This is a genomic window from Kitasatospora sp. NPDC048286, from assembly GCF_043201735.1.
GTDB lineage: Bacteria > Actinomycetota > Actinomycetes > Streptomycetales > Streptomycetaceae > Kitasatospora.
This window is the reverse complement of the sequence record NZ_JBICZE010000014.1, coordinates 200,772-222,164: the sequence shown is the minus strand read 5'-3', so window position 1 is coordinate 222,164 and position 21,393 is coordinate 200,772. Positions and strand designations below refer to the sequence as shown.

General features: G+C 73.0%; 15 protein-coding genes and 2 tRNA genes. 11 read left to right on the top strand and 6 right to left on the bottom strand.

Annotated elements, in window-relative coordinates; translation table 11 throughout:
• Positions 1–240: 240 nt before the first annotated feature.
• The gene (locus ACGF13_RS30555; protein WP_392881225.1) at positions 241–1,947 is read right to left on the bottom strand and encodes an ABC transporter family substrate-binding protein; all 1,707 of its coding nucleotides are present in this window, start codon (positions 1,945–1,947) and stop codon (positions 241–243) included.
• 332 nt (positions 1,948–2,279) lie between these two features.
• Here ACGF13_RS30555 and ACGF13_RS30550 point away from each other — a divergent pair, with 332 nt between their 5' ends.
• The 4 genes from ACGF13_RS30550 to ACGF13_RS30535 all read left to right on the top strand — a co-directional run bounded on the left by ACGF13_RS30550 (position 2,280) and on the right by ACGF13_RS30535 (position 6,511).
• Positions 2,280–3,260 (top strand): ABC transporter permease, encoded by a 981-nt coding sequence (locus tag ACGF13_RS30550; RefSeq protein WP_392881222.1) that lies wholly within the window; start codon positions 2,280–2,282, stop codon positions 3,258–3,260.
• A 16-nt stretch (positions 3,261–3,276) separates the two neighbouring features.
• Positions 3,277–4,299 carry an ABC transporter permease gene (locus ACGF13_RS30545; RefSeq protein ID WP_392881219.1) on the top strand — a complete coding sequence of 341 codons (1,023 nt, stop codon included), beginning with the start codon at positions 3,277–3,279 and terminating at the stop codon, positions 4,297–4,299.
• Positions 4,296–6,377, top strand: coding sequence for a dipeptide ABC transporter ATP-binding protein (locus ACGF13_RS30540; protein ID WP_392881217.1), 2,082 nt, complete (start codon positions 4,296–4,298; stop codon positions 6,375–6,377). The genes ACGF13_RS30545 and ACGF13_RS30540 overlap by 4 nt, the downstream gene beginning before the upstream one ends.
• Before the next feature lie 60 nt (positions 6,378–6,437).
• Positions 6,438–6,511: transfer RNA gene (locus ACGF13_RS30535), tRNA-Lys, on the top strand.
• Positions 6,512–6,625: 114 nt separating this feature from the next.
• Here ACGF13_RS30535 and ACGF13_RS30530 read toward each other — a convergent pair.
• Both ACGF13_RS30530 and ACGF13_RS30525 read right to left on the bottom strand, forming a co-directional pair.
• Positions 6,626–7,510 carry an alpha/beta fold hydrolase gene (locus ACGF13_RS30530; RefSeq protein WP_392881214.1) on the bottom strand — a complete coding sequence of 295 codons (885 nt, stop codon included), beginning with the start codon at positions 7,508–7,510 and terminating at the stop codon, positions 6,626–6,628.
• On the bottom strand, positions 7,507–8,379 hold the full coding sequence (locus tag ACGF13_RS30525) for a DUF998 domain-containing protein (RefSeq protein WP_392881212.1): 873 nt from the start codon (positions 8,377–8,379) through the stop codon (positions 7,507–7,509). The genes ACGF13_RS30530 and ACGF13_RS30525 overlap by 4 nt, the downstream gene beginning before the upstream one ends.
• 122 nt (positions 8,380–8,501) lie before the next feature.
• Between ACGF13_RS30525 and ACGF13_RS30520 the strand changes: the two genes are divergently transcribed.
• The 3 genes from ACGF13_RS30520 to ACGF13_RS30510 all read left to right on the top strand — a co-directional run bounded on the left by ACGF13_RS30520 (position 8,502) and on the right by ACGF13_RS30510 (position 12,495).
• Positions 8,502–8,575 (top strand) — tRNA-Lys (locus tag ACGF13_RS30520).
• 224 nt (positions 8,576–8,799) lie between these two features.
• A complete protein-coding gene (locus ACGF13_RS30515; RefSeq protein WP_392881209.1) occupies positions 8,800–11,217 on the top strand; it encodes a transglycosylase domain-containing protein in 2,418 nt (805 codons plus the stop codon).
• 213 nt (positions 11,218–11,430) lie between these two features.
• The gene (locus tag ACGF13_RS30510) at positions 11,431–12,495 is read left to right on the top strand and encodes a DMT family transporter (protein WP_392881208.1); all 1,065 of its coding nucleotides are present in this window, start codon (positions 11,431–11,433) and stop codon (positions 12,493–12,495) included.
• Here ACGF13_RS30510 and lepB read toward each other — a convergent pair.
• Together lepB and ACGF13_RS30500 are read right to left on the bottom strand one after the other, a co-directional pair.
• Positions 12,458–13,246, bottom strand: coding sequence for a signal peptidase I (gene lepB / locus ACGF13_RS30505; protein WP_392881205.1), 789 nt, complete (start codon positions 13,244–13,246; stop codon positions 12,458–12,460). The genes ACGF13_RS30510 and lepB overlap by 38 nt on opposite strands.
• A gap of 125 nt (positions 13,247–13,371) precedes the next feature.
• Positions 13,372–13,707: a chorismate mutase gene (locus ACGF13_RS30500; RefSeq protein ID WP_392881203.1), complete on the bottom strand. Its 336-nt coding sequence runs from the start codon at positions 13,705–13,707 to the stop codon at positions 13,372–13,374.
• Positions 13,708–14,020: 313 nt separating this feature from the next.
• Here ACGF13_RS30500 and ACGF13_RS30495 point away from each other — a divergent pair, with 313 nt between their 5' ends.
• Both ACGF13_RS30495 and ACGF13_RS30490 read left to right on the top strand, forming a co-directional pair.
• Positions 14,021–14,446, top strand: a complete 426-nt coding sequence (locus tag ACGF13_RS30495; RefSeq protein WP_392881201.1) for an OsmC family protein — start codon at positions 14,021–14,023, stop codon at positions 14,444–14,446.
• 500 nt (positions 14,447–14,946) lie between these two features.
• Positions 14,947–17,073, top strand: a complete 2,127-nt coding sequence (locus ACGF13_RS30490) for a putative bifunctional diguanylate cyclase/phosphodiesterase (RefSeq protein WP_392881198.1) — start codon at positions 14,947–14,949, stop codon at positions 17,071–17,073.
• A 139-nt stretch (positions 17,074–17,212) separates the two neighbouring features.
• Here ACGF13_RS30490 and ACGF13_RS30485 read toward each other — a convergent pair whose 3' ends face one another.
• A complete protein-coding gene (locus ACGF13_RS30485) occupies positions 17,213–18,304 on the bottom strand; it encodes an LLM class flavin-dependent oxidoreductase (RefSeq protein WP_392881196.1) in 1,092 nt (363 codons plus the stop codon).
• Positions 18,305–18,961: 657 nt separating this feature from the next.
• Here ACGF13_RS30485 and ACGF13_RS30480 point away from each other — a divergent pair.
• Together ACGF13_RS30480 and ACGF13_RS30475 are read left to right on the top strand one after the other, a co-directional pair.
• The gene (locus ACGF13_RS30480; RefSeq protein ID WP_392881379.1) at positions 18,962–19,549 is read left to right on the top strand and encodes a DedA family protein; all 588 of its coding nucleotides are present in this window, start codon (positions 18,962–18,964) and stop codon (positions 19,547–19,549) included.
• A 457-nt stretch (positions 19,550–20,006) separates the two neighbouring features.
• A complete protein-coding gene (locus tag ACGF13_RS30475) occupies positions 20,007–21,293 on the top strand; it encodes a hypothetical protein (RefSeq protein ID WP_392881194.1) in 1,287 nt (428 codons plus the stop codon).
• Positions 21,294–21,393: the final 100 nt, after the last annotated feature.

Here is a 21,393-nt window from a genome sequence, read left to right as displayed (position 1 = left end):
CCCCGCGCGCTGCCTCGCGGGCGGCCGGAGCGCCGCTAGATTCTTCCCCGGTTGGAAGAGCGCGGGCCCTGCCGGGCCCCACGACACGGGCGGCCTGCGGGCAACGCGGAAGGTCAAGGCGGGTGGTCGGGCAGCGGGGGCGGCAGAGCCGATCCCCCCGCGCCCGCTCCACCGGCCTCGTGATCACCGCGCTGCTCGCCAGCGCCTGCCGTGCGGCGGCCGGGCCCGTCCGGGCGGCGGCTACTTCTCCCAGCCGACCTTGCTGTAGTCCTCCTGGGCGAGGCCGAAGGCACCGTAGTTGGCCAGCCCCTTGCGGGTCGCCACCACGGCGGGCCGCTGGTAGAGCTCCACGGTGTGGCCGAGCTCCCAGATCTTCGCGTCCGCCTGGTTGTAGAGCTTCGCCGCCTCCGCCGGGTCGACCGTCCCGGCCGCCTTCTTCAGCAGGGCGTCGATCTCCGGGGTGCCCAGTCGCGAGGGGTTGCTGAAGGTGTTGTCCCCCACCGGCAGACGGAAGTTGGCCAGGCTCTTGGAGTTCGGGAACGAGTCGGTGTTGCGCCAGCTCGCGATGTCGAACTTGCCCGGGGTGACGTACTTGGCGAAGTAGTCGTTGGCCGCCACCTTGTCCAGGTCGACCTTGACCCCCACGGTCTGCCACATCGCCGCCGCCGCGGTGGCGAGGTCGACCTGGGCCTGCGGGGTGCCGTCGCTGAGCACCCAGTGCAGTTCCAGCGGCTTGCCGTCCTTGGTGCGCGGCTGGCCGCTGCCGGACTCCTTCCACCCGGCCTCGTCCAGCAGTTGCCTGGCCGCGGCCAGGTCGAACTTCGCCCACTCGCCGGAGTTGTCCTGGTAGCCGGCCTGGTTGGGCATGATGATGTGGTTGCCGAGCGGCTTGAACTCCACCGGCACCCCGTTGTTGGCGATCTTGATCAGCGCCGAGCGGTCGAGCGCCTTGCCGAGCGCCTGCCGGACCTTCCGGTCCGCGAGCGCGCCGGTGCCGCCGAAGGAGATGTGCACCTCGTCCCACGGGCTGGCGGCCCGGATCACGGTGTCCTTGGCGTTCTTGAGCTGCCCGTACGCGGTGGCGGTGCCGGCCGAGGCGAAGTCGATCTCGTTGTTGAGGTACGCCTGGATGCTCGCGGCCTTGTCCATCACCCGGAAGGTGATCTTGTCGAGCTTGGGCCGGGTGCCCCACCAGGCCGGGTCCGGCACCAGGCTGATGGTCTGCGCGGTCTTGTCCGCCACGCCGATCTTCAGCGGACCCGCGGTGATCGGGACCTTCTCCACCCAGCCCTTGTTGAAGTCGTCCGGGGTGGCGATGCCGGCCGCCGGGATCAGCGGGCGGAACAGGTTCTGCCAGTCCGCGTACGGCTCCGAGAAGGTGACCTTGACCTCGCTCGGGTCGGCGCCCTGCTCGACCGCGGAGATCAGCTCGTAGCCGGAGGGGTCGTAGATGTTGTACGCCGGGTCCTTGCCGTTGCCCGTCTGCCAGTCGGCCTTGAAGTCCAGGTAGCTCAGCGGCTTGCCGTCGGACCACTTGGCCTTGGGGTTCAGCCTGTACGTGACCACCTGCGGCGAGACCGAGGTGACCTTGGCCTCCACCAGGTAGTCCGGGTCCGCCTGGAAGGCGCCGGAGGCGTCGGTGCGGAAGAGCGAGGGCTCCACGGCCCGGATCAGGTTCACCGTGTCGGTGTAGGAACCGCCGTCCACCTGGAGCGGGTTCCACTGGGTGATCCACTGGTCCAGCTGGAAGCGCACCTCCCCGCCGTCCCTGATCTGGTCCAGCGGCTTGGCGTTGATGTCCTGGGAGTCCTGTCTCGGCGGCTCGCTCTTGGCCACGCCGTCGGCCGCCCCTCCCCCGCCCGAGGTGCACGCGGTGACCGCGAGCGCGACGGCGACGGCGAGGGCGGCCGCCCGGCCGAGACGGCGGGCCGTACGGGAAGCGTCCATGAGGGTCCCCCTGGGATCGATGACGGGAGTTGGGGCGCGCGAGGTGTGACGGGGCTTGAGCGTGGGCAGCCAATTCGGCACCGAGCGAGCAGAACGTAACAGCCGATCAGATCCGCCACCAGGGGGAGGAGCGCACACCTGATCCAGAAGTCACGGGCGGCAACACGACCGCAACACCGCCTCAGCGCGCCGGTGCTTCACTCTGACCTGCGCTTTCCCAACCTGCTTGCGACTCCAGCCAACTGACGCCCCGACCGGGGCCCGGACCGAAGGCCACACCCGATGCCCACCAGACGCGTCGGCCCCACCCGCACCGCGACGGGCGGCCGTTGATGCTCCGCTACCTGGCGAAGCGGTTGAGCTACTACGCGGTGCTGCTGATCGCCGCCGTCTTCCTGGCGTACGCGATCTCCGCGACCGCGCTGCAGCCGCGCACCTACTTCGAGGCCAAGGTCCCCCGGCCGTCCGTCGAGTCGGTGGAGCGCCAGCTCACCGCGCTCAACCTGAACGACCGCACCCCGGTGGTCGAGCGCTTCGGCCACTGGGCCGGCGGGCTGCTCGACGGCGACCTCGGCCGGACCATCCACGACACCCCGGTCACCGACGACTTCGGCCGCCGGGTCTGGGTCTCGCTGCGGCTGCTGCTGCTCGGCAGCCTGCTGGGCATGGTCCTCGGCGTCGCCGTCGGGGCCTGGAGCGCGGTGCGCCAGTACCGGATCTCCGACCGGCTGCTCACCGTGCTGTCCTTCGTGCTGCTCTCCACCCCCGTCTTCCTGGTCGCGCTGTTCCTCAAGAACGGCGCCATCGCCGCCAAGGACGCGGCCGGCCACGAGGTGATCCCGTTCACCGGCTACGAGACCCCCGGACTCGCCGGCGGCCTCGGCACCCACCTCGCCGACTGGGCGCTGCACCTGCTGCTGCCCACCGTCTCGCTGGCCCTCGGCGGCCTCGCCACCTACAGCCGCTACCAGCGCGGCACCATGCTCGACGTGCTCGGCTCCGACTACCTGCGCACCGCCGAGGCCAAGGGCCTGACCCGCGGCCGGGCGCTGCTCAGGCACGGACTGCGGACCGCGGTGATCCCCATGTCGACCATGTTCGCCTACAGCTTCCTGGGCATCTTCACCGGCGCGATCTTCACCGAGACGATCTTCGGCTGGCACGGCATGGGCGAGTGGCTGATCAAGTCCATCAACGAACAGGACGTCAACTCGGTGGTCGCGATCAACCTGTTCACCGCCGTCATCGTGCTCGCCTCCGGCTTCCTCGCCGACACCCTGCACGCCGCCCTCGACCCGCGCGTGCGGTCCTGACCGGAGGAGAGCCGAGATGACCACCGTCACCACCGCCGAACCGGCCGAACCGGCCGGGTCGTCCGGGGCCGCCGAGGCCGGCCCACCCGCCGGACCGCCCCGGGCCGCCGGCCGCGGCCGGCTCGTCCTGTCCCGGCTGCTCGCCGCCCGCGGGGCCGTGGTCGGCGCCGTCGTGGTGCTGCTGCTGTTCGCGCTCGCCTTCGGCGGGCCGTACCTGACGCCCTGGGACTACGCCACCCCCGACTTCTCCGCATTGCACCAACCCCCTTCCGCCGAGCACCTGTTCGGCACCAACGGGGTCGGCCAGGACGTCTTCGCGCAGACCGTCCGCGGCCTGCAGAAGTCGCTGGTCATCGGCCTGCTGGTGGCGCTGTTCTCCACCGTGCTGGCCTCGGTGGTCGGCGCCTGCGCCGGCTACTTCGGCGGCTGGACGGACCGGGCGCTGATGTTCCTGGTGGACCTGCTGCTGGTCTTCCCGGCCTTCCTGATCATCACCATCGTCTCGGCCCGGCTGAAGGGCGCCGGCTGGATCGCCTTCGTCCTGCTGCTCGCGCTGTTCAACTGGATGATCACCGCCCGGGTGGTCCGCTCGATGACCATCTCCCTGCGCGAGCGCGAGTTCGTCCGCGCCGCACGGTTCATGGGGGTGCGTCCGCTGCGGATCATCAGCCGGCACATCCTGCCCAACGTCGCCTCCTTCCTCATCATCGACGCCACCATCGCGGTCGGCGGCGCCGTGATGAGCGAGACCGCGCTCTCCTACTTCGGCTTCGGGGTCAAGCCACCGGACGTCTCGCTCGGCACCCTGCTCGCCGCCGGGACCGGCGAGGCACCGGTGTTCCCCTGGCTGTTCTACTTCGCCGCCACGCTGCTGGTGCTGTTCGTCCTCGCCGTCAACCTGATCGGGGACGGGCTGCGCGACGCCCTCGACCCCACCTCCGGGGCCACGCCCCGCCGTTCACGCCGCACCGGTCGTTCACGTCATACCGGTCGTTCACGCCGTACCCGTCACTCCGCCGGCCGTAGGAAGCACCCGTGACCACCACCGTCGAAACCCCGCTGCTCGCCGTCCGGGACCTGCGGGTGGACTTCGCCGGGCCCGACGGCCCGGTCCCCGCCGTCCGCGGGGTGGACCTCACCCTGCGGCGCGGCGAGACCCTCGGCATCGTCGGCGAGTCCGGCTCCGGGAAGTCCGTCACCGCGCTGTCCGTGCTCGGACTGCTGCCCGGCACGGCACGCGTCAGCGGCTCGGTGTGCCTGGACGGACGGGAACTGGTCGGACTGCCCGGCCGGGAGCTCGCCGCGATCCGCGGCCGCCGGATCGCGATGGTCTTCCAGGACCCGCTCTCCGCCTTCACCCCGGTCTACCGGATCGGCGACCAGATCGCCGAGGCGGTCCGCATCCACCAGCGGGTGGACAAGGCCGCCGCGCGCCGCCGGGCCGCCGAACTCCTCGACCTGGTCGGCATCCCGGCGCCCGACCGGGCCCTGGACAGCTTCCCCCACGAGTTCTCCGGCGGCATGCGCCAGCGCGCCATGATCGCCATGGCGGTCGCCAACGAGCCCGACATCCTGCTCGCCGACGAGCCCACCACCGCGCTCGACGTCACCATCCAGGCCCAGGTGCTGGACGTGCTGCGCACCGCCCAGCGGGAGACCGGCGCGGCACTCGTCCTGGTCAGCCACGACCTCGGGGTGATCGCCGGAACGGCCGACCGGGTCGCGGTGATGTACGCCGGCCGGGTGGTCGAGACGGCCGCGGTGGACGAGCTGTTCGCGGCCCCGCGCCACCCCTACTCGCTCGGTCTGATCGGCGCGCTGCCCCGGCTGGACGGACGCCGCGGTCCGCTCGTGCCGATCCCCGGCGCCCCGGCGCCGATGGCCGAACTGCCCCCGGGCTGCCCGTTCGCGGCGCGCTGCCCGCTGGCGCAGGAGCGCTGCGCCGCGGCCGAGCCCGCCCTGGAAGGGGCCGACGGCCACCTGTCGGCGTGCGTGCGCTCGGCGGAACTCGCCGAGCGGCGGCCCGCACCCGCCGAGGTCTACCCCGTACCGGAGGTGCCCGCCGGCGCCGCCGGCCCCGGCGACCGCTCCGCCCGTACCCCGGTGCTGTCGGTGACCGGCCTCGGAAAAACGTTCCCTCTCCTCAAGGGCACGGTGTTCAAGCGCAAGGTCGGCGAGGTGTACGCGGTGGACGGCGTCGACCTGGACCTACGGGAGGGCGAGACCCTCGGCCTGGTCGGGGAGTCCGGCTCCGGAAAGTCCACCACGCTGTTCGAACTGCTGCGGCTCGGCGCCCCCGAGACCGGCCGGATCGAACTGCTCGGCCGGGACACCGCCGCCCTCACCCGGGCCGAGGCCCACCGGCTCCGCGCCCAGCTGCAGATCGTCTTCCAGGACCCGATGGCCAGCCTCGACCCCCGGATGCCGATCGGCGACATCGTCGCCGAACCGCTGCTGGCCCAGCGCGCCCCGCGCGAGGAGATCGCCCGCCGGGTGCCCGAGCTGCTGCGCCAGGTCGGCCTCGACCCGGAGCACACCGTCCGCTACCCGCACCAGTTCTCCGGCGGCCAGCGCCAGCGCGTCTCGATCGCCCGGGCGCTCGCCGTACGGCCCAGACTGCTGGTGCTGGACGAACCGGTCTCCGCGCTGGACGTCTCCATCCAGGCCGGGGTGCTCAACCTGCTGCAGAGCCTCAAGGCCGAGCTGGGCCTGTCCTACCTGTTCGTCTCGCACGACCTCTCGGTGATCCGGCACCTCGCCGACCGGGTCAGCGTGATGTACCTCGGCCGGACGGTCGAGCAGGGCGAGGTCTCCGCCGTCTTCGACCACCCCCGCCACCCGTACACCCGCGCCCTGCTCTCCGCCGTCCCGCTCCCCGACCCCGCCGCCGAGCGCGCCCGCGACCGCATCCTGCTGGCCGGCGACCCTCCCCCGCCCACCGAGCGCCGCACCGGCTGCGTCTTCCGCAGCCGGTGCCCGCGCTACGCCGCGCTCACGGCCCCGGCTGACCGGGCCCGCTGCGAGCGGGAGCGCCCCGCCCTGGTCGGCGGCACCCCGGGCGCGGACCAGCAGGCGGCCTGCCACTTCCCGGACCCCGGAAGCGGCCACATGGAGTGATCACTCGAACACGATTCGGCGGATCCTGTCGGCGCCGTGTAATGTCTTCGACGTCAGCAGGCGCCGCTAGCTCAGTTGGTTAGAGCAGCTGACTCTTAATCAGCGGGTCCGGGGTTCGAGTCCCTGGCGGCGCACATGGCAAGGTCTCAGGCCGTCCACTCCGGTGGACGGCCTGAGGCGTTTTCCGGCCCGGGTGAGTCGGCCCCGCGCCCCCTGCGGTGACGCTTCGACGGCGCCTCGACGGCGCCTCAGCGGGTGTCGAGCACCGCCGAGGCGACCGCGTCCGGGCGGTCGAACATCACCAGGTGCCCGGCCGGGGCGGTGATGCGGAAGTCCGCCCCCAGCAGGGCCGCCAGCTCCCGCTGCCGGGCCAGCCAGTCCTCGGTGCGGCGGGTCCGGCAGCCGTCGTCGGCGGCCAGCACGGTGATCGGCAGGTCCTCGGCCAGCGGCCTGGTGCGCCGCAGCCCGTCCAGTTCGGCGGCCGTGTCGAGGTAGCGGACGTTCTCCCGCAGCATCGCGCGCAGGGCCCGCCCGGTGCGGTAGCAGTGCCGGACCAGCGGCGCCGGGGCGAGGTCCTCGCGGCGGACGGTGGACAGCCGGGCCGTGGTCCGTCGGATGGTCGGGCCCAGCAGGTAGGGCACGGCGAGGGCGGTGGCGGCTCCGGCCACCGCCCGGGCCGCCAGGTCGCGCGCGCCGGGCGCCGGGTACGGCCGGGGCCGCGCCTCCATGCTGCCGTCCACCAGCACGAGTCCCGCGGTGCGCTCGGGGTGCAGCCGGGCGAAGGCCTCGGCGTGGAAGCCCGCGAGCGAGTGCCCGACCACCGTGCAGGGCTCCCGCAGCCCGAGGCCGTCCAGCACCGCCCGTATTCGCCCGGCCTCGCCGGCCGCCGTCGGGGCGGGCCGGCCGGTGGCGGGTTCGGCGGCGCTCAGCCCGTAACCGGGCCGGTCGAAGCGGACCACGGTGCGGTAGGGCGTGAGGAAGGGGACGACCAGGTCCCAGTCGAACCAGCTGCTGCCGAGGCCGCCGGAGAGCAGGCAGACCGGGCCGCTGCCCTCGGTGCGGACGTGCAGCGGGACGCCGTCGATGCGCAGGAAGCGCGCCCGGTCGCCGGTCCGCGCTCCGGGGGCGCTCATGTCGGCCTCCGGCCCCGGGACGGCCCGGCAGGGCGGTGCCGCGGCATGGCGTCCTCGTGCGTCCGGCCGGAGGGGTCCGACACGTGCGGGGTGTCCGGGGCGTCCGGGGCGTCCGGGGCGTCCGGCGTATCCGGCGCGTCCGATGGATCCGGGGTGTCCGGGGCGTCCGTACGGGCGGAGTGGGCGATGCCCAGGGCCAGCAGACCGAGCCAGATCGCGACCAGCAGCACCTGCAGCCGCTGCCCGGCCCCGAGCGCCCAGGTGCCACGCCCGGCCTGGAAGGCGGCGATCGAGGCGAGGCTCCAACCGGTGGCGAGCAGCTCGGCGCCCAGCAGCCAGGGCCCGAACCGGCGGACCGGCGGCCACCAGCGGTAGCGCCGGGCGGCCACGGTGAGCGAGACGAGCGCGGTGAGCGCCCCGGCCATGGCGAGGCTGCTGGTGACGGCGTGCGCGGTGTGGGTGGCGGGGACGAGCCCGGCGGTCTCCCGGACGGCGCACATCTCGTCGCTGGTGGGGGCGCAGCTGAGCGGCAGCCGGGAGTCGGCGGCGGTCGCGGCGCCGAACAGGGCCAGCGCGGACCAGCCGGCCAGCGCCCAGCGGTGCCGCCGGGAGGCCCCGGCCTGCCCGGTGGCGAGGGCGGTGCCGGCGGCGGCGAGCAGGCAGAGCCCGGCGGCGAGGTCGGTGGCCCGGAACAGGCCGCCCAGCGGCTGGTCCTCGGCGGCGAGTTCGCTGATGTACGCCTGCACCGGGTCGAGCCCGGTGCTCAGCACGACCTCCAGCACCCAGGCGGTGTACGCCACGGCGCTGAGCAGCAGCAGGGTGGCGGCCGTCGTCCGCGCGGCGCGGTGTCCTGGCTGGGGGCTGGGCACCGTTCCACCCTAACCAGCGGTGAACTCCACACCAACCGGAAGGAAAGGTGCGGATCGGGCGCCGGCCGCCGGGGTGGTTCGAGGCACCCCTCGGAAGCGTGTATTGTTTTCCAGGTCAGCAGGCGCCGCTAGCTCAGTTGGTTAGAGCAGCTGACTCTTAATCAGCGGGTCCGGGGTTCGAGTCCCTGGCGGCGCACAGACAGTTGGGGAGCCTCTCGCAACAGCGAGAGGCTCCCTGATTTTTTGGCCTCCGACGTCCGATTTGCGTGTGATGTCGGTCTCGATTGGCGATCCGCCGGAGCCATCCGGCCCGGTCTGCTCGTCCAGGGCAGTAGAACCGGAATCGGGACAAAGGTCCCCAACCGCCGATGTCCCCGTCCGTGCCGGCTGCGTCGACGCACCCGCAGGAAAGGCCGCGCTTTGTCCAGAAACGCCCAGAGCGGCCGTCGTACGCCGTCGATCAGCCTCCGCCCGGTCAAGCGGTTCAAGCGCTCCACCGGCCCGGTCGGCGGGTCCGGTGGGCCCGGCGGGTCCGGCGGCAAGAAGGCGCGCCGTCCCAGGCGCACCGGCTGGCGCAGGCTGATACCCACCTGGCGGATGACCCTGCTCGGTTTCGGCTCGGCACTGCTGCTCGGCATCGGCCTGTTCGCGCTGGGGATCGCCCTGGTGAAGGTGCCGGACGCGCACGCGGCCGCGACCGCCCAGAGCAACACCTGGCTCTACTCGGACGGTTCGGTGCTCACCCGCACCGGCCAGACCAACCGGCAGAACGTCGGCCTGGACAAGGTCTCCCCCGCCGCCCAGCACGCGGCGCTGGCCGCCGAGGACCGGAACTTCTACAACGAGGGCGCGGTCAACGTCCAGGGCCTGGCCCGGGCCGCGATCAACACCGCCAAGGGCCAGGGCACCCAGGGCGGCTCCACCATCACCCAGCAGTACGTGAAGAACACGTACCTGAACCAGAAGCAGTCGATCACCCGCAAGGTGAAGGAACTGTTCATCGCCATCAAGGTGGACGCCACCGAGAGCAAGGACGAGATCCTCTCCGGCTACCTGAACACCTCCTACTACGGCCGCGGCGCCTACGGCATCCAGGCCGCCGCCCAGGCGTACTTCGGCGTCGACGCGTCCGCCCTCAACGCCGCCCAGGGCGCCTACCTGGCCACCCTGCTGAACGCCCCGAGCGCCTACGACGTCGCCACCGCGACCGCGGCGGGCAAGCAGAACGCCGTCAACCGCTGGAACTACGTGCTCGACGGCATGGTCAAGGAGGGCTGGCTCTCCGCGGAGGAGCGGGCCGGGACCACCTTCCCCGACGTCCGGGACCCGCAGCCCAACCCGGGTCTGTCCGGCCAGGCCGGCTACCTGGTCGACGCGGCCACCCAGTACCTCACCTCCAACGGGGTGATCAGCGAGACCGAGCTGGCCAAGGGCGGCTACACGATCAAGCTGAGCATCGACCCGGCCCGCCAGCAGGCCCTCCAGGACTCCGTCCAGGCCCAGCTGCACGACACCCTGAGCCCGGACAAGCGGAAGAAGGACGCGGCCGCCCAGGCCGGCGCCGCCTCCGTCGACCCGAAGACCGGTGCGGTCGTCGCCCTGTACGGCGGCGTCGACTACGTGAAGCACTACGTGGACAACGCCACCCGGCGCGACTACCAGGCCGGCTCGACCTTCAAGGCGATCGCGCTGGCCGCCGCCCTCGAGAACGACGCCAAGACCCAGGACGGCCGCACCATCACCCCGAACACGGTCTACGACGGCACCAGCGGCCGGAAGGTCCGCGGCGGCAAGGGCACCCCGTACGCGCCGCCGAACGAGGGCGACAGGAGCTACGGCCAGATCAGCCTCCAGCAGGCCACCGACTGGTCGGTCAACTCGGCCTTCGCGCAGCTCGCGCAGGACACCGGGCTGCAGAAGGTCAAGGACACCGCCGTCGCGCTGGGCCTGCCCGGCAACACCCCGGGCCTCGACCCGGTGCCGTCCATCCCGCTGGGCGCGGCCACCCCGAGCGTGCTCGACATGGCGGGCGTGTACGCCACCCTGGACAACGGCGGCAGGCAGATCACCCCGTGGCTGGTCCAGGCGGTGGACCGCGAGGGCGAGAACGTCGCGCTGCCCGCGCACAAGACCACCCAGGCGATCAGCGAGGACACCGCCAACGAGGTCACCTCGATGCTCCAGGGCGTGGTGAGCGACCCGGGCGGCACGGGCTGGCGGGCGAAGGCGCTCGGCCGACCGGTGGCGGGCAAGACCGGCACCACCGACGACCAGAAGTCGGTCTGGTTCGTGGGTTACACCCCCGAACTGGTCACCTCGGTCGCCCTGTTCGGGCAGGACCCGGGCAACGGCTCCCAGGTCAGCCTGAGCGGCGTCGGCGGCATCGACGGCGCGGCCGGCGGCCAGTACCCGGCCCAGATCTGGACCAGCTACATGAAGGCCGCGCTCAAGGGCCAGCCGGTCGGCGACTTCCCGACCCCGGCCGGCGGCGCCTCCACGGGCGCCACCGACCTGCCGACCGCCCCGAGCACGCCGAGCAGCGCCCCGACCACGAGCGCGCCCACCGGCGCTCCGAGCACCGGCCCCACCACGGCGCCGGGCGACGGCTCGACCCCGTCGGGCGGCACGGACGGCGGCGCGACCACCGCCCCGACGCCTCCCCCGACCGAGCCCACCACCCAGCCGACCCGGCCGCCCCGGCCCACCTCGCGGCCGACGCCGACCACCCAGCCGACCACGGCCCCGACCACGCAGCCGACCGCCCCGACCAACGGCGGGACGGACGCGCTCGTGGGGGCGGGGGCTGGGGCTGGGGCGTCGGGCGGGTCCAGGGGCTGACGGGCGGGTCCGGACACGTCGGAGCCCTGGGGCCCCGGGAGCCTTGAGGCTCTCGGGGCCCCGGGCGTTCCGGGGCCGTGGGAGCTTCGGGAGCCCTCGGAGCCCCGGGTCTTGCCGGATCGGGTGATTGCGCCATGACGCACAGGTACGGGCAGGACCGAATGACGGAATGGCGCCTTACCCGATCATCGGTATGACTGTCAGAATGCGGCCGTGCACAGATCAACGGCCTCGCCCACCCTCCCTTCGGGCAGAACCCTCGGCCTCGGCCTCGCCCTGGTCTCCGCCGTCGCCTTCGGCGGCTCCGGCACCGCGGCCAAGCCTCTGATAGAGGCCGGACTCTCCCCGCTGCACGTGGTGTGGCTCCGGGTCACCGGCGCGGCGGTGGCACTCCTCCCCATCGCCTACCGGCACCGGGACGCCGTACTGCGCCGCCCCGGCCTGCTGCTCGGCTTCGGCCTGCTCGCCGTGGCCGGCGTCCAGGCCTGCTACTTCGCGGCGATCTCCCGCATCCCGGTCGGCGTCGCCCTGCTCATCGAGTACCTCGGGCCGCCGCTGCTGATCGGCTACGTCAAGTTCGTCCAGCGCAAGCCGATCACCCGCGGCGCGGCCATCGGCGCCGGCGTCGCGGTGGCCGGGCTGGCCTGCGTGGTCGAGGTCTGGAACGGTCTGAGCTTCGACGCGCTGGGCGTGCTGTTCGCCCTCGGCGCGGCCTTCTGCCAGGTCGGCTACTTCGTGCTCGCCGACGCCGGCCGGCACGGCGACCGGCCGGTCGACCCGCTCGCCGTCAGCGCGTTCGGGCTGCTCGTCGGCGCCGTGCTGCTCACCGCCCTCACGCGGCCCTGGCAGGCCGACTGGAGCAAGCTCGGCGGGTCGGTGGTGATGAACGGGCACTCCCTGCCGGCGTTCCTCCCGGCCGTGTGGATGGTCCTGATCGCGACCGTGCTCGCCTACCTCACCGGGGTGATCTCGGTCGGCTACCTCTCGCCGCCGATCGCCGGGGTGGTCGCCAACCTGGAGGCGGTGGTCGCCACCGTGACGGCCTGGGTGCTGCTCGGCGAGCACCTCGGACTGCCGCAGATCGCGGGCGGCCTGCTGGTGCTGACCGGCGCCTTCGCGGCGCAGGCGAGCAAGCCCGCGGAGGCGGGGGCGGACACGGGGGCCAGCCCAGGGGCGGACAGGGGGGCGGGCTCGGGGACTGACTCCGGGGCCCGCGACCGGGTGACCGCCGAGCGCGGGGTCAGCGGCCGGTCCAGCCGAACCAGTCGAGGTGATTGAGCGGCCACACGACGGCCGACACCGGGCCGACCACGTTGTCCACCGGCACGGCGCCGCCACCCGGGCCGTGCTGGTGGAAGCGGGAGTCCGCGGAGTCGCTGCGGTGGTCGCCCTCGACCCAGACGTAGCCCGCGGGCACCTTCACCGGCCCGAAGTCCATCCCGGCGCAGGAGTCGTCCCCGGGGTGCAGGTACGGCTCGTCGAGCTTCCGCCCGTCGACGGTCAGCGTGGTGCCCTGGCACTGCACGGTCTGACCACCGGTCGCGATGACCCGCTTGACCAGGTAGTTGTCGTCCTTCGGCGGCACAAGGCCGACGAAGCTGAGCACCGAGCTCATGGTGTTGGTGAACGGGTTGGGGTCGGCGGGCTGCGGCGGCAGCCAGCCCCCCGGGTCCTTGAACACCACCGGCTGCCCCTGCTCCGGCTCCCAGCCGGTCAGCGGCGCCAGCTTGTTCACGCCGACCCGGTCGCCGATCCGCAGGGTGTTCTCCATCGAGCCGGACGGGATGGTGAACACCTGGAACAGACAGGTCTTGATCAGCAGCGCGACCACCAGGCCGACCGCCGCCATCACCGGAAGCTCGATCCACCACGGCCGCGGCCGCCGGCCCGGGCGGCGGGCCGTACCGCCACGCGAACCGCGCGCCCGACGGCGGGCCTCGGCGCGGCCGTCGGACGCCCCGTGGACGTCCGACGCGGTACCGCTGGGCGCTCCGGCTCCGCTGGGCGTTTCGGGCAGGTTCACCGCCATCGTCGCTGCTCCACCTCTCCGGCTGGGGAAACCTGCACGCTACGCCAACCGTGGAGCCTGACGAAATCGGTCATTTAGCCGCCGCCGACATCTCCGGGTGTCCCGGAGCCGCTCGGGCCCGGGTTTCAGGAGCGGGCGATGGCCTCGTGGTGGCGGATGACCTCGGCGATGATGAAGTTCAGGAACTTCTCCGCGAAGACCGGGTCCAGCTTCGCACCCGCCGCCAGCTCCCGCAGCCGCTTGATCTGGTCCCGCTCGCGCGCCGGGTCGGCCGGCGGCAGCTTGTGCTCGGCCTTGAGCCGGCCGACCTTCTGGGTCGCCTTGAAGCGCTCGGCCAGCATGTGGACCACCGCGGCGTCGATGTTGTCGATGCTCTCGCGCAGGCTGGTCAGCTCGGCCCGTACGGCGTCGTCGATCCCCTCGGACGAGCCGGCGTCGGGGGTCGTGGAGTGGTCCGTCATCGGGGCGGCTCCCGGTGTCTGGAGTGGGCGCCCGGCCGTACGGCGGCCGGGCTCGGGCCCGGGCAAATCTAACAGGGCCCCCGCCCGGGCCCCGCACTGTCGGACGGAACCGTCCACGATCCGGACAGCGGGCCGGGACCGCCCGCCGGCGCCGGGACCGACCGACTGCCCTGACCGACCGACCCGACCGACCGCTACGGCCGACGGCTGCGGCGTGACGCGCCGGGACCGGGGCGGGCTCTGGCCGTAGGCTGGGGCACGCATGACCGGAAGTGACCGCTCGAACACTCCCTCAGCACTGGAGGAACCGATCGTGGCAACCACCCGCACCGCCACCACCGCGTGGGAGGGCAACCTCCTCGACGGCAAGGGACTGGTGACCTTCGCCTCGTCCGGGATCGGCGAGTACCCCGTCTCCTGGCCGTCCCGCGCCGAGGCACCCAACGGCAAGACCAGCCCCGAGGAGCTGATCGCGGCCGCCCACTCCGCCTGCTTCTCGATGGCCCTCTCGCACGGCCTGACCGGCGCCGGCACCCCGCCCACCAAACTGGACACCCGGGCCGACGTGACCTTCCAGCCCGGCACGGGCATCACCGGCATCCACCTGACCGTCGTCGGCGACGTCCCCGGACTGGACGAAGCCGGCTTCGTGAAGGCCGCCGAGGACGCCAAGGCCAACTGCCCGGTCAGCCAGGCCCTGACCGGCACCACCATCACCCTCTCGGCCTCCCTGGCCTGAGCCGCGCCCTCCTCTACTCTCCTCTTCTCCTCTCTCCCCTTCTTTCTTCCCTCCCGCCCCTCGGTCCCTGCCCCTCGGCTCCCGTCCCGCTCCGGACAGCTTCCGTCCCGCTCCGGACAGCTTCCGGCGCGCGACCGGCGCCCAGGGGCGCGGCTTCGGCGCACACGCCCCTGGTGCACATCATGTGATGTACACCAGGGGCGTCTGCACGTACCGCCATTCATGATCACAAAGCGGGCGAATCACCCTGGCGGCGGTCACCGCGTGTTGCCATCCCGGCCTATGATCGGCCGCAGCGCCCTGTCCTTCAGGCGGGTCCCCGCGCGCCGCCACCCCACGACGGGCGGCCCCCGCAGCGGACCGACTCCGAGGACCACGACAGAGTGCGGAGCCGGCCGCCGGGTCCCGACTGGCCGGCCGGACCATCGTCAAGCGTCAGCAGCGGACGGGAGCATGCCGTGCCGGGCCAGAACGAGGGGGCCGACGCACACCACCCCGGCGTGCGGCACACGGAATCACCGCGCCACCGCCACCTCGCCTCACCGGTCCTGGAACCGGCTGCCGGATCCCACGGCGGGTCCGTCCCCGGAGCCACGGGTGCCCCAGCGGGAGCCGGCACCGTCTACGGGACCCTCGCGGAACCCGACCTGCTGCTCTGCCCCACCTGCTCGGCCCCGCTCACCGGCGACACCCACCGGGACCGGTGGCTCACCGGCGGCACCGGCCGGGCCGACGGCCGTACGGACCGAGAGGGCGACGGCACCGGCCTGGAGGGCAGCGGTCCCGGTGGGGCGGACACCGGTACCGGTCGGGAGGGCATCGGCGCCGACCGGCTGCTGGCCGCGCTGCGGGCCAGCGAGTCCCGGTTCCGGGCCGCCTTCTGCGACGCCGTCATCGGCATGGCCCTGATCGACGCCGAGGACCGCATCATCGAGGTCAACCCCGCCTTCGCCGCCCTGATCGGACGGGGCGTCGGCGACCTGGTCCGCACCCACCTGCACGAGATCATCGACCCGGAGGGCATGCCGGACCGGCTCTTCGCCGAACTCGTCCGCGGGGAGCGGGAACGGTTCCGCGTGGAAAAGCTGCTCAAGCACCGTGAGGGTCACACCGTCTGGAGCAAGGTCACCGTCTCGCTGATCCGGGACGGCGCCGGTGATCCGCTCTACACCCTCGCGCTGGTGGAGGACATCACCGAACAGCGCCGGCTCGGCGACCGGCTGGAGTACCAGGCCCTGCACGACCCCCTGACCCGGCTGCCCAACCGGGCGTACTTCTTCGAGCGGCTCGACGCCGCCTGCCTCGCACCGACCGACCAGCCCGGCCCGGTCGCCGCCGCCACAGCCGCCACGGACGAACGCCGGGTCGGGGTCTGCTACCTGGACATCGACGGCTTCGCGGCGATCAACGAGGCGCTCGGCCACCACATCGGCGACCAGCTGCTGATCGCCGTCGCCACCCGGCTGCGGCGCGGGTTCGACGGGCGCGACACCCACCTGGTGGCCCGGATGGGCGGCGACGAGTTCGCCGTCCTGGTCACCGACAGCCTGGGCAGCGAGCAGCTGACCGAGCTGGCCGCCCGGATCCTGGAGGCGCTGGAACGTCCCTTCGATGTCGCCGGGCACCGGTTGGTGATCACCGCCAGCGTGGGCGTGGTCGAGCGGTCCGTGCACGAGACCACCCCGACCGACCTGGTCAAGGACGCCGACGCCACGCTCTACTGGTCCAAGGCCGACGGCCGCGCCCGCTGGACCCTCTACGACCCGGACCGCGGCGCCCACCAGCTCACCCGGCAACTGCTCGCCACCTCGCTGCGCCCGGCCCTGGAGCGCGGCGAGTTCACCATCGAGTACCAGCCGCTGGTCGGCCTGGCCGACGGCGCGGTGCACGGCGCCGAGGCACTGGTCCGCTGGCGCCACCCCCGTTACGGGACGCTCTCCCCGGACCGCTTCATCCCGCTCGCCGAGGAGACCGGCGCGATCGTGCCGCTCGGGACCTGGGTGCTGGAGGAGTCCTGCCGCCAGGCCCGGCAGTGGCTCGCCGAGTTCCCCGAGACCGAGACCTTCGTGAGCGTCAACCTGGCCGCCCGCCAGATCTGGGACTCCGACATCGTCGCCGACGTCGCCCGGGCCCTCGAACGCACCGGCCTGCCGGCCCGGCTCCTCCAGCTGGAGATCACCGAGAGCGCCCTGCTCGGCCCCGGCGGCCGCCCGCTCCAGGCCCTCCAGGCGCTCGCCGACATGGGCGTGCGGATCGCGATCGACGACTTCGGCACCGGCTACTCCAACCTGGCCTACCTCTCCCGGCTGCCGGTGCACGTGCTCAAGCTCGACGGCACCTTCATCGAGGGCTTCCGCGAGCCCGCCCCGACGGACCGCCCCGGCCGCCCGGAACTCGGCGCCCGCCGCAGCGACGCGGACGAGCAGATCGTCGGCGCGATGGTGCAGCTCGCCCACACCCTCGGCCTGACCGTCACCGCCGAGGGCATCGAGAGTGCCGCCCAGGCCGAGCGCCTGCGGCTGACCGGCTGCGACACCGCCCAGGGCTGGTACTTCGCCCGCCCCGGCGAGGCCGAACTGGTCGCGGCCATACTCCGCGAGGGCCGCCCCGCCCTGGGCCGCCGGTAGCCCGCCGGTAGCTGATGGGCCCGGGGAACGGGGAGCCGGGGGCTGAGGGCTGGACAGACCGAGTGCGCGGACCGCCACCGTGTGGACCGTGCCCCGCCGGCCGGTCAGGCCGTCGCCGTCACGCGGCACCCCTCGGCGATCAGGCCGTCGCCGTCAGGCCGTACGCCTCGGCGATCAGGCCGTAGGAGCGCAGGCGGGCCTCGTGGCCGTGGATGTGCGAGGTGACCATCAGCTCGTTCACGCCGGTCCGCTTGCGCAGTGCCTCCAGTCCGTCGGCGACCCGGCCCGGGTCGCCGAGCACGACGTTGTCGAGCCAGCTGTCGATGAAGTCCGCCTCGACCGGGCTGTACGGGTACTCCTCGGCCTCCTCCGGGGTGGGGATCGGGCCGGGGTTGCCGCGCCGCAGGCGGAGCATGCCGAGGGCCGCGGAGCGGGCGAGGCGCCGGGCCGAGGGCTCGTCGGCGGCGGCGACCGCGCTCACGCCGATCAGCGCGTACGGCTCGGCGAGCACGGCGGAGGGGCGGAAGGACGACCGGTAGAGGTCCAGCGCCGGGAGGGTGTTGGCGCTGCTGAAGTGGTGGGCGAAGGCGAACGGGAGGCCGAGGCGGCCCGCCAGCTGGGCGCTGAAGCCGGAGGAGCCGAGCAGCCAGACCGGCGGGCGGCCCTCGCCCTTGGGGACGGCGGTCAGCCGGGCGTACGGGTGGCCGTCCGGGAAGTCGCCGTCGAGGAAGTGGGTCAGCTCGGCGAGCTGCTGGGGGAAGTCGTCCGCGCCTTCGGTGAGGCCTCGGCGCAGCGCCCGGGCGGTGGCCGGATCGGTGCCCGGGGCGCGGCCGAGTCCGAGGTCGATCCGCCCGGGGTGCAGGGCCTCCAGCAGGCCGAACTGCTCGGCGATGGCCAGCGGGGCGTGGTTGGGGAGCATGACGCCGCCGGAGCCGAGCCGCAGCGTCGTGGTGTTGGCCCCGAGGTGGGCGAGCAGGACGGCCGGGGTGGAACTGGCCACCCCGGGCATGCCGTGGTGCTCGGCCACCCAGAAGCGGTGGTAGCCCCACTGCTCGGCCTTGCGGGCCAGTTCGGTGGTGGCGGCGAGGGCCTCGGCGGGCGTGTGGCCGACGCCGACGGTGGCCAGGTCGAGGATCGAGAGCGGAGCGGGTGCCGTTCCGCGGGCGGTGCCCCGGATCGCCGCGCCGGCCGCCGGCCCGGTTCCGTGCTCCTGCTGGTCCTCGGTGGTCATCCCGTCCGCCCTCCTGGCTGCCGTCCTTGAGCCGGCCGTCCTTGAGCCGGCCGTCCTGGAGCCGGCCGTCGTGGCGACCGCGCGGCCCGGGTGGGCCCGCCGGTCGCTGTCGCCGACCGGGGTCAACCACGGCCGGCGGCCCGCTGTTCCCGCCCCTGGGGTGCCGTCCGGCCAGGGTCCAGGTGGATTTCGGCCATTTCGCGCCAAGTCCGACCGACCCTTCGACTGACGCAGAGCCAGCGGGCGAACACGGCTGGCGACTTCCCGCCAGCGCCGGAAGTCGCCAGTGCCGGTGCTCGCGGCGGGGGCCGATGTCCGGCAGGCTGGGGACCAGGAGCGGGTCGCCGGAGCGGGATCCGCACTCCACCAGCAAGATCGTCGGGCTGGACCAGCACCGGACGATCACTGCGAGCCCTCGGCGCGGCACCCCGCCCCGGGGGCTCGTTCGGGTTCCGGCGGCCTTCCGCCCCCGGGTGCCGCACGCCCCGGACGGCCCGGACGCACGGTTCGCCACCTCGCGGCGCGGCCGGAATCAACAGCCGTGATCCATCCCATACCGGGGTGCTTCATGCCATGAAAGGTCGAGGCGCTAGCGTTGACCCCTGCAGCCACCTGCTCCTCCGGGAGGCGTGGAGGGAGTAAAGGGCCTTGAACTTCGTGGCGGCGATCGGATCCTCGTGGATCTGCGCGCTGGCGCTCGTCGCCGTGCTCGGTGACGCACTCCTTCCGTTCATCCCGAGCGGGACCCTGGTCATCCTGGCCGTGCTCAAGACCTCCCAGGTCAACGGCGCGCCCCTGATGCTCGGACTGGGCGTGGCGCTGGCCTCCTTCCTGGGCGACCTCCTACTGCTCAACCTGGCCCGGCGCGGTGCCCCGGTGCTGCACCGCCGGCTCGCCCGGCGCCCCAAACTGGCGGCCAGCGTGACCCGGGTCCAGGAGGCCCTGATCGAACGCCCCCACGGGACGGCCGCCGCGATGGTGGTGATCGCGCGGTTCGTCCCGGCCGGGCGGACCGTCCTCGACCTGGCCATCGGCCACTCCCCCGCCCATCCGCACCGGTTCCTGCACTGGTCGGCGCTGGCGGCGATGGTCTGGGCCGCCTACATCGTGACGCTGGGCTGGCTGAACAGCCACTGGTTCAACACCGCCTGGCTGAGCCTCGTGGTCTCCTGCGCGGCGGCCACCGCCATCAGCACCGCGATCGCGCGCATGGTGCGCCGCACCCGCCGGCTCGCCGCGCTCTGACGGTCCGCCCGGCAGCCGTCGCCGACCGACCGGCCCGTCCACTTCCGGCCGGCCCCGCTCCTTTCCGGCCGATCCGCTCCGCCGCTCCGCCCGTTCCGTCCGGCAGTGCCCCTTGGCGGGCCTCGGGCCGCCCCAGCCCAGCAAGGGGCAAAAGTTTTCCCAAAAGGGCGACCAACCGGGCCGAACGCAGACGAACTCCACCGGAGTGCGAGCCGACCGGCGGTACCGTACTGACCGGGCCGCAAGGGGTGGGAAGCGTCACAGGACGGCAACAGTCGACGCATCCCCGCAGCCCAGCCGGTCATGCCCGGCGTGTTGAGAGTCGTCAGCGCTCGGCGACCTTGGTGACCGCTGTGGCGACATGACAAGCTAACGGCGAAATAATCATCAATTGCCCGATTTGACCGGTGCGGCTGCGGGCCGCCCTCACCACCGGCGTCGGCACCCAGGGGAGACCATGACCAGCATCTCGCGCAGGACGGTGCTCAGTGCGACCGCGGCGACCGCGGCCCTCGGCGCGGTCACAGCCTGTTCCAGCGGCGGATCCGGTTCGGGCGGAAAGGGCTCCCCCTCCGTCTCCCAGGATTCCGGCGGCGCGAGCACGCCCCAGGGCGGCACCACCGACCCCACCCGGGCGGTGGTGCCCAAGGGCACCCCGATCGGCGACGGCTCCAACGCGGACACCGGCCCGCAGCCGAACCAGCCCAAGCCCGAGAAGCTCAAGCCGGGCGAGCGGCCGCCGCAGTTCGTGGTCTTCTCCTGGGACGGCGCGGGCGGCACCGAGGACGGCCAGTTCCCCCGCTTCCTGAAGCTGGCGGAGCAGTACAAGGCCACGATGACCTTCTTCCTCTCGGGCATCTACGCCCTGCCCAAGGGCAAGGCCGACCTGTACCACCCGCCGAAGCACTCGGTCGGCGCCTCCGACATCCCGTACCTGTCGGACGGCGCGGTGAAGAGCACGCTCAAGCTCATCAGCCAGGCCTGGCTGGCCGGGCACGAGATAGGCACCCACTTCAACGGGCACTTCTGCTCCAGCCGTCCGGACAAGAACGGGGTCAACGTGTGGACCCCCGAGGACTGGCAGAGCGAGATCGACCAGGCGATCGGCTTCGTCACCCAGTGGCGGACCAACACCGGCTTCACCGACGTCGACCCGCTCCCCTTCGACTACAAGAAGGAGCTCATCGGCGGCCGCACCCCGTGCCTGGAGGGCCAGAAGGCGCTGCTGCCGACCATCGCCAACCTGGGCTGGAAGTACGACGCCAGCTCCTCGGGCGGCCTCCAGATATGGCCGCAGAAGGTGCAGGACGGCAAGATCTGGGACTTCCCGCTGCAGTCCATCCCGTTCCCCGGGCACACCTTCCAGGTCCTGTCGATGGACTACAACATCCTGGCCAACCAGTCCAAGGGCAGCACCAAGGGCGACCCGGCCATGTACGGCGAGTGGCGCACCCAGGCCGCCAACTCCTACCTGGCGGGCTTCGAGCGGGCGTACAACAGCAACCGCGCGCCGTTCTTCGTCGGCAACCACTTCGAGCAGTGGAACGGCGGCATCTACATGGACGCCGTCGAGGAGGCCCTCAAGGCCATCGCGGGCAAGCCCGACGTCCGGCTGGTCTCCTTCAAGCAGTTGGTCGAGTGGCTGGAGGTGCAGGACCAGTCCACCCTGCGCAAGCTGCGCTCGCTCAACGTCGGCCAGGCGCCGGCCGGCGGCTGGGAGAGCTTCCTCGGCACGGCGGGCTGACGCCCCGCGCCGAGGGGCGGACGCCCTTGGCGCCGCCGGCGGCCGGCGGGGGTTCGGCCCCCGCCGGCCGTTGTCGTCCCGGTCGGCTCCCGGGGTCGGG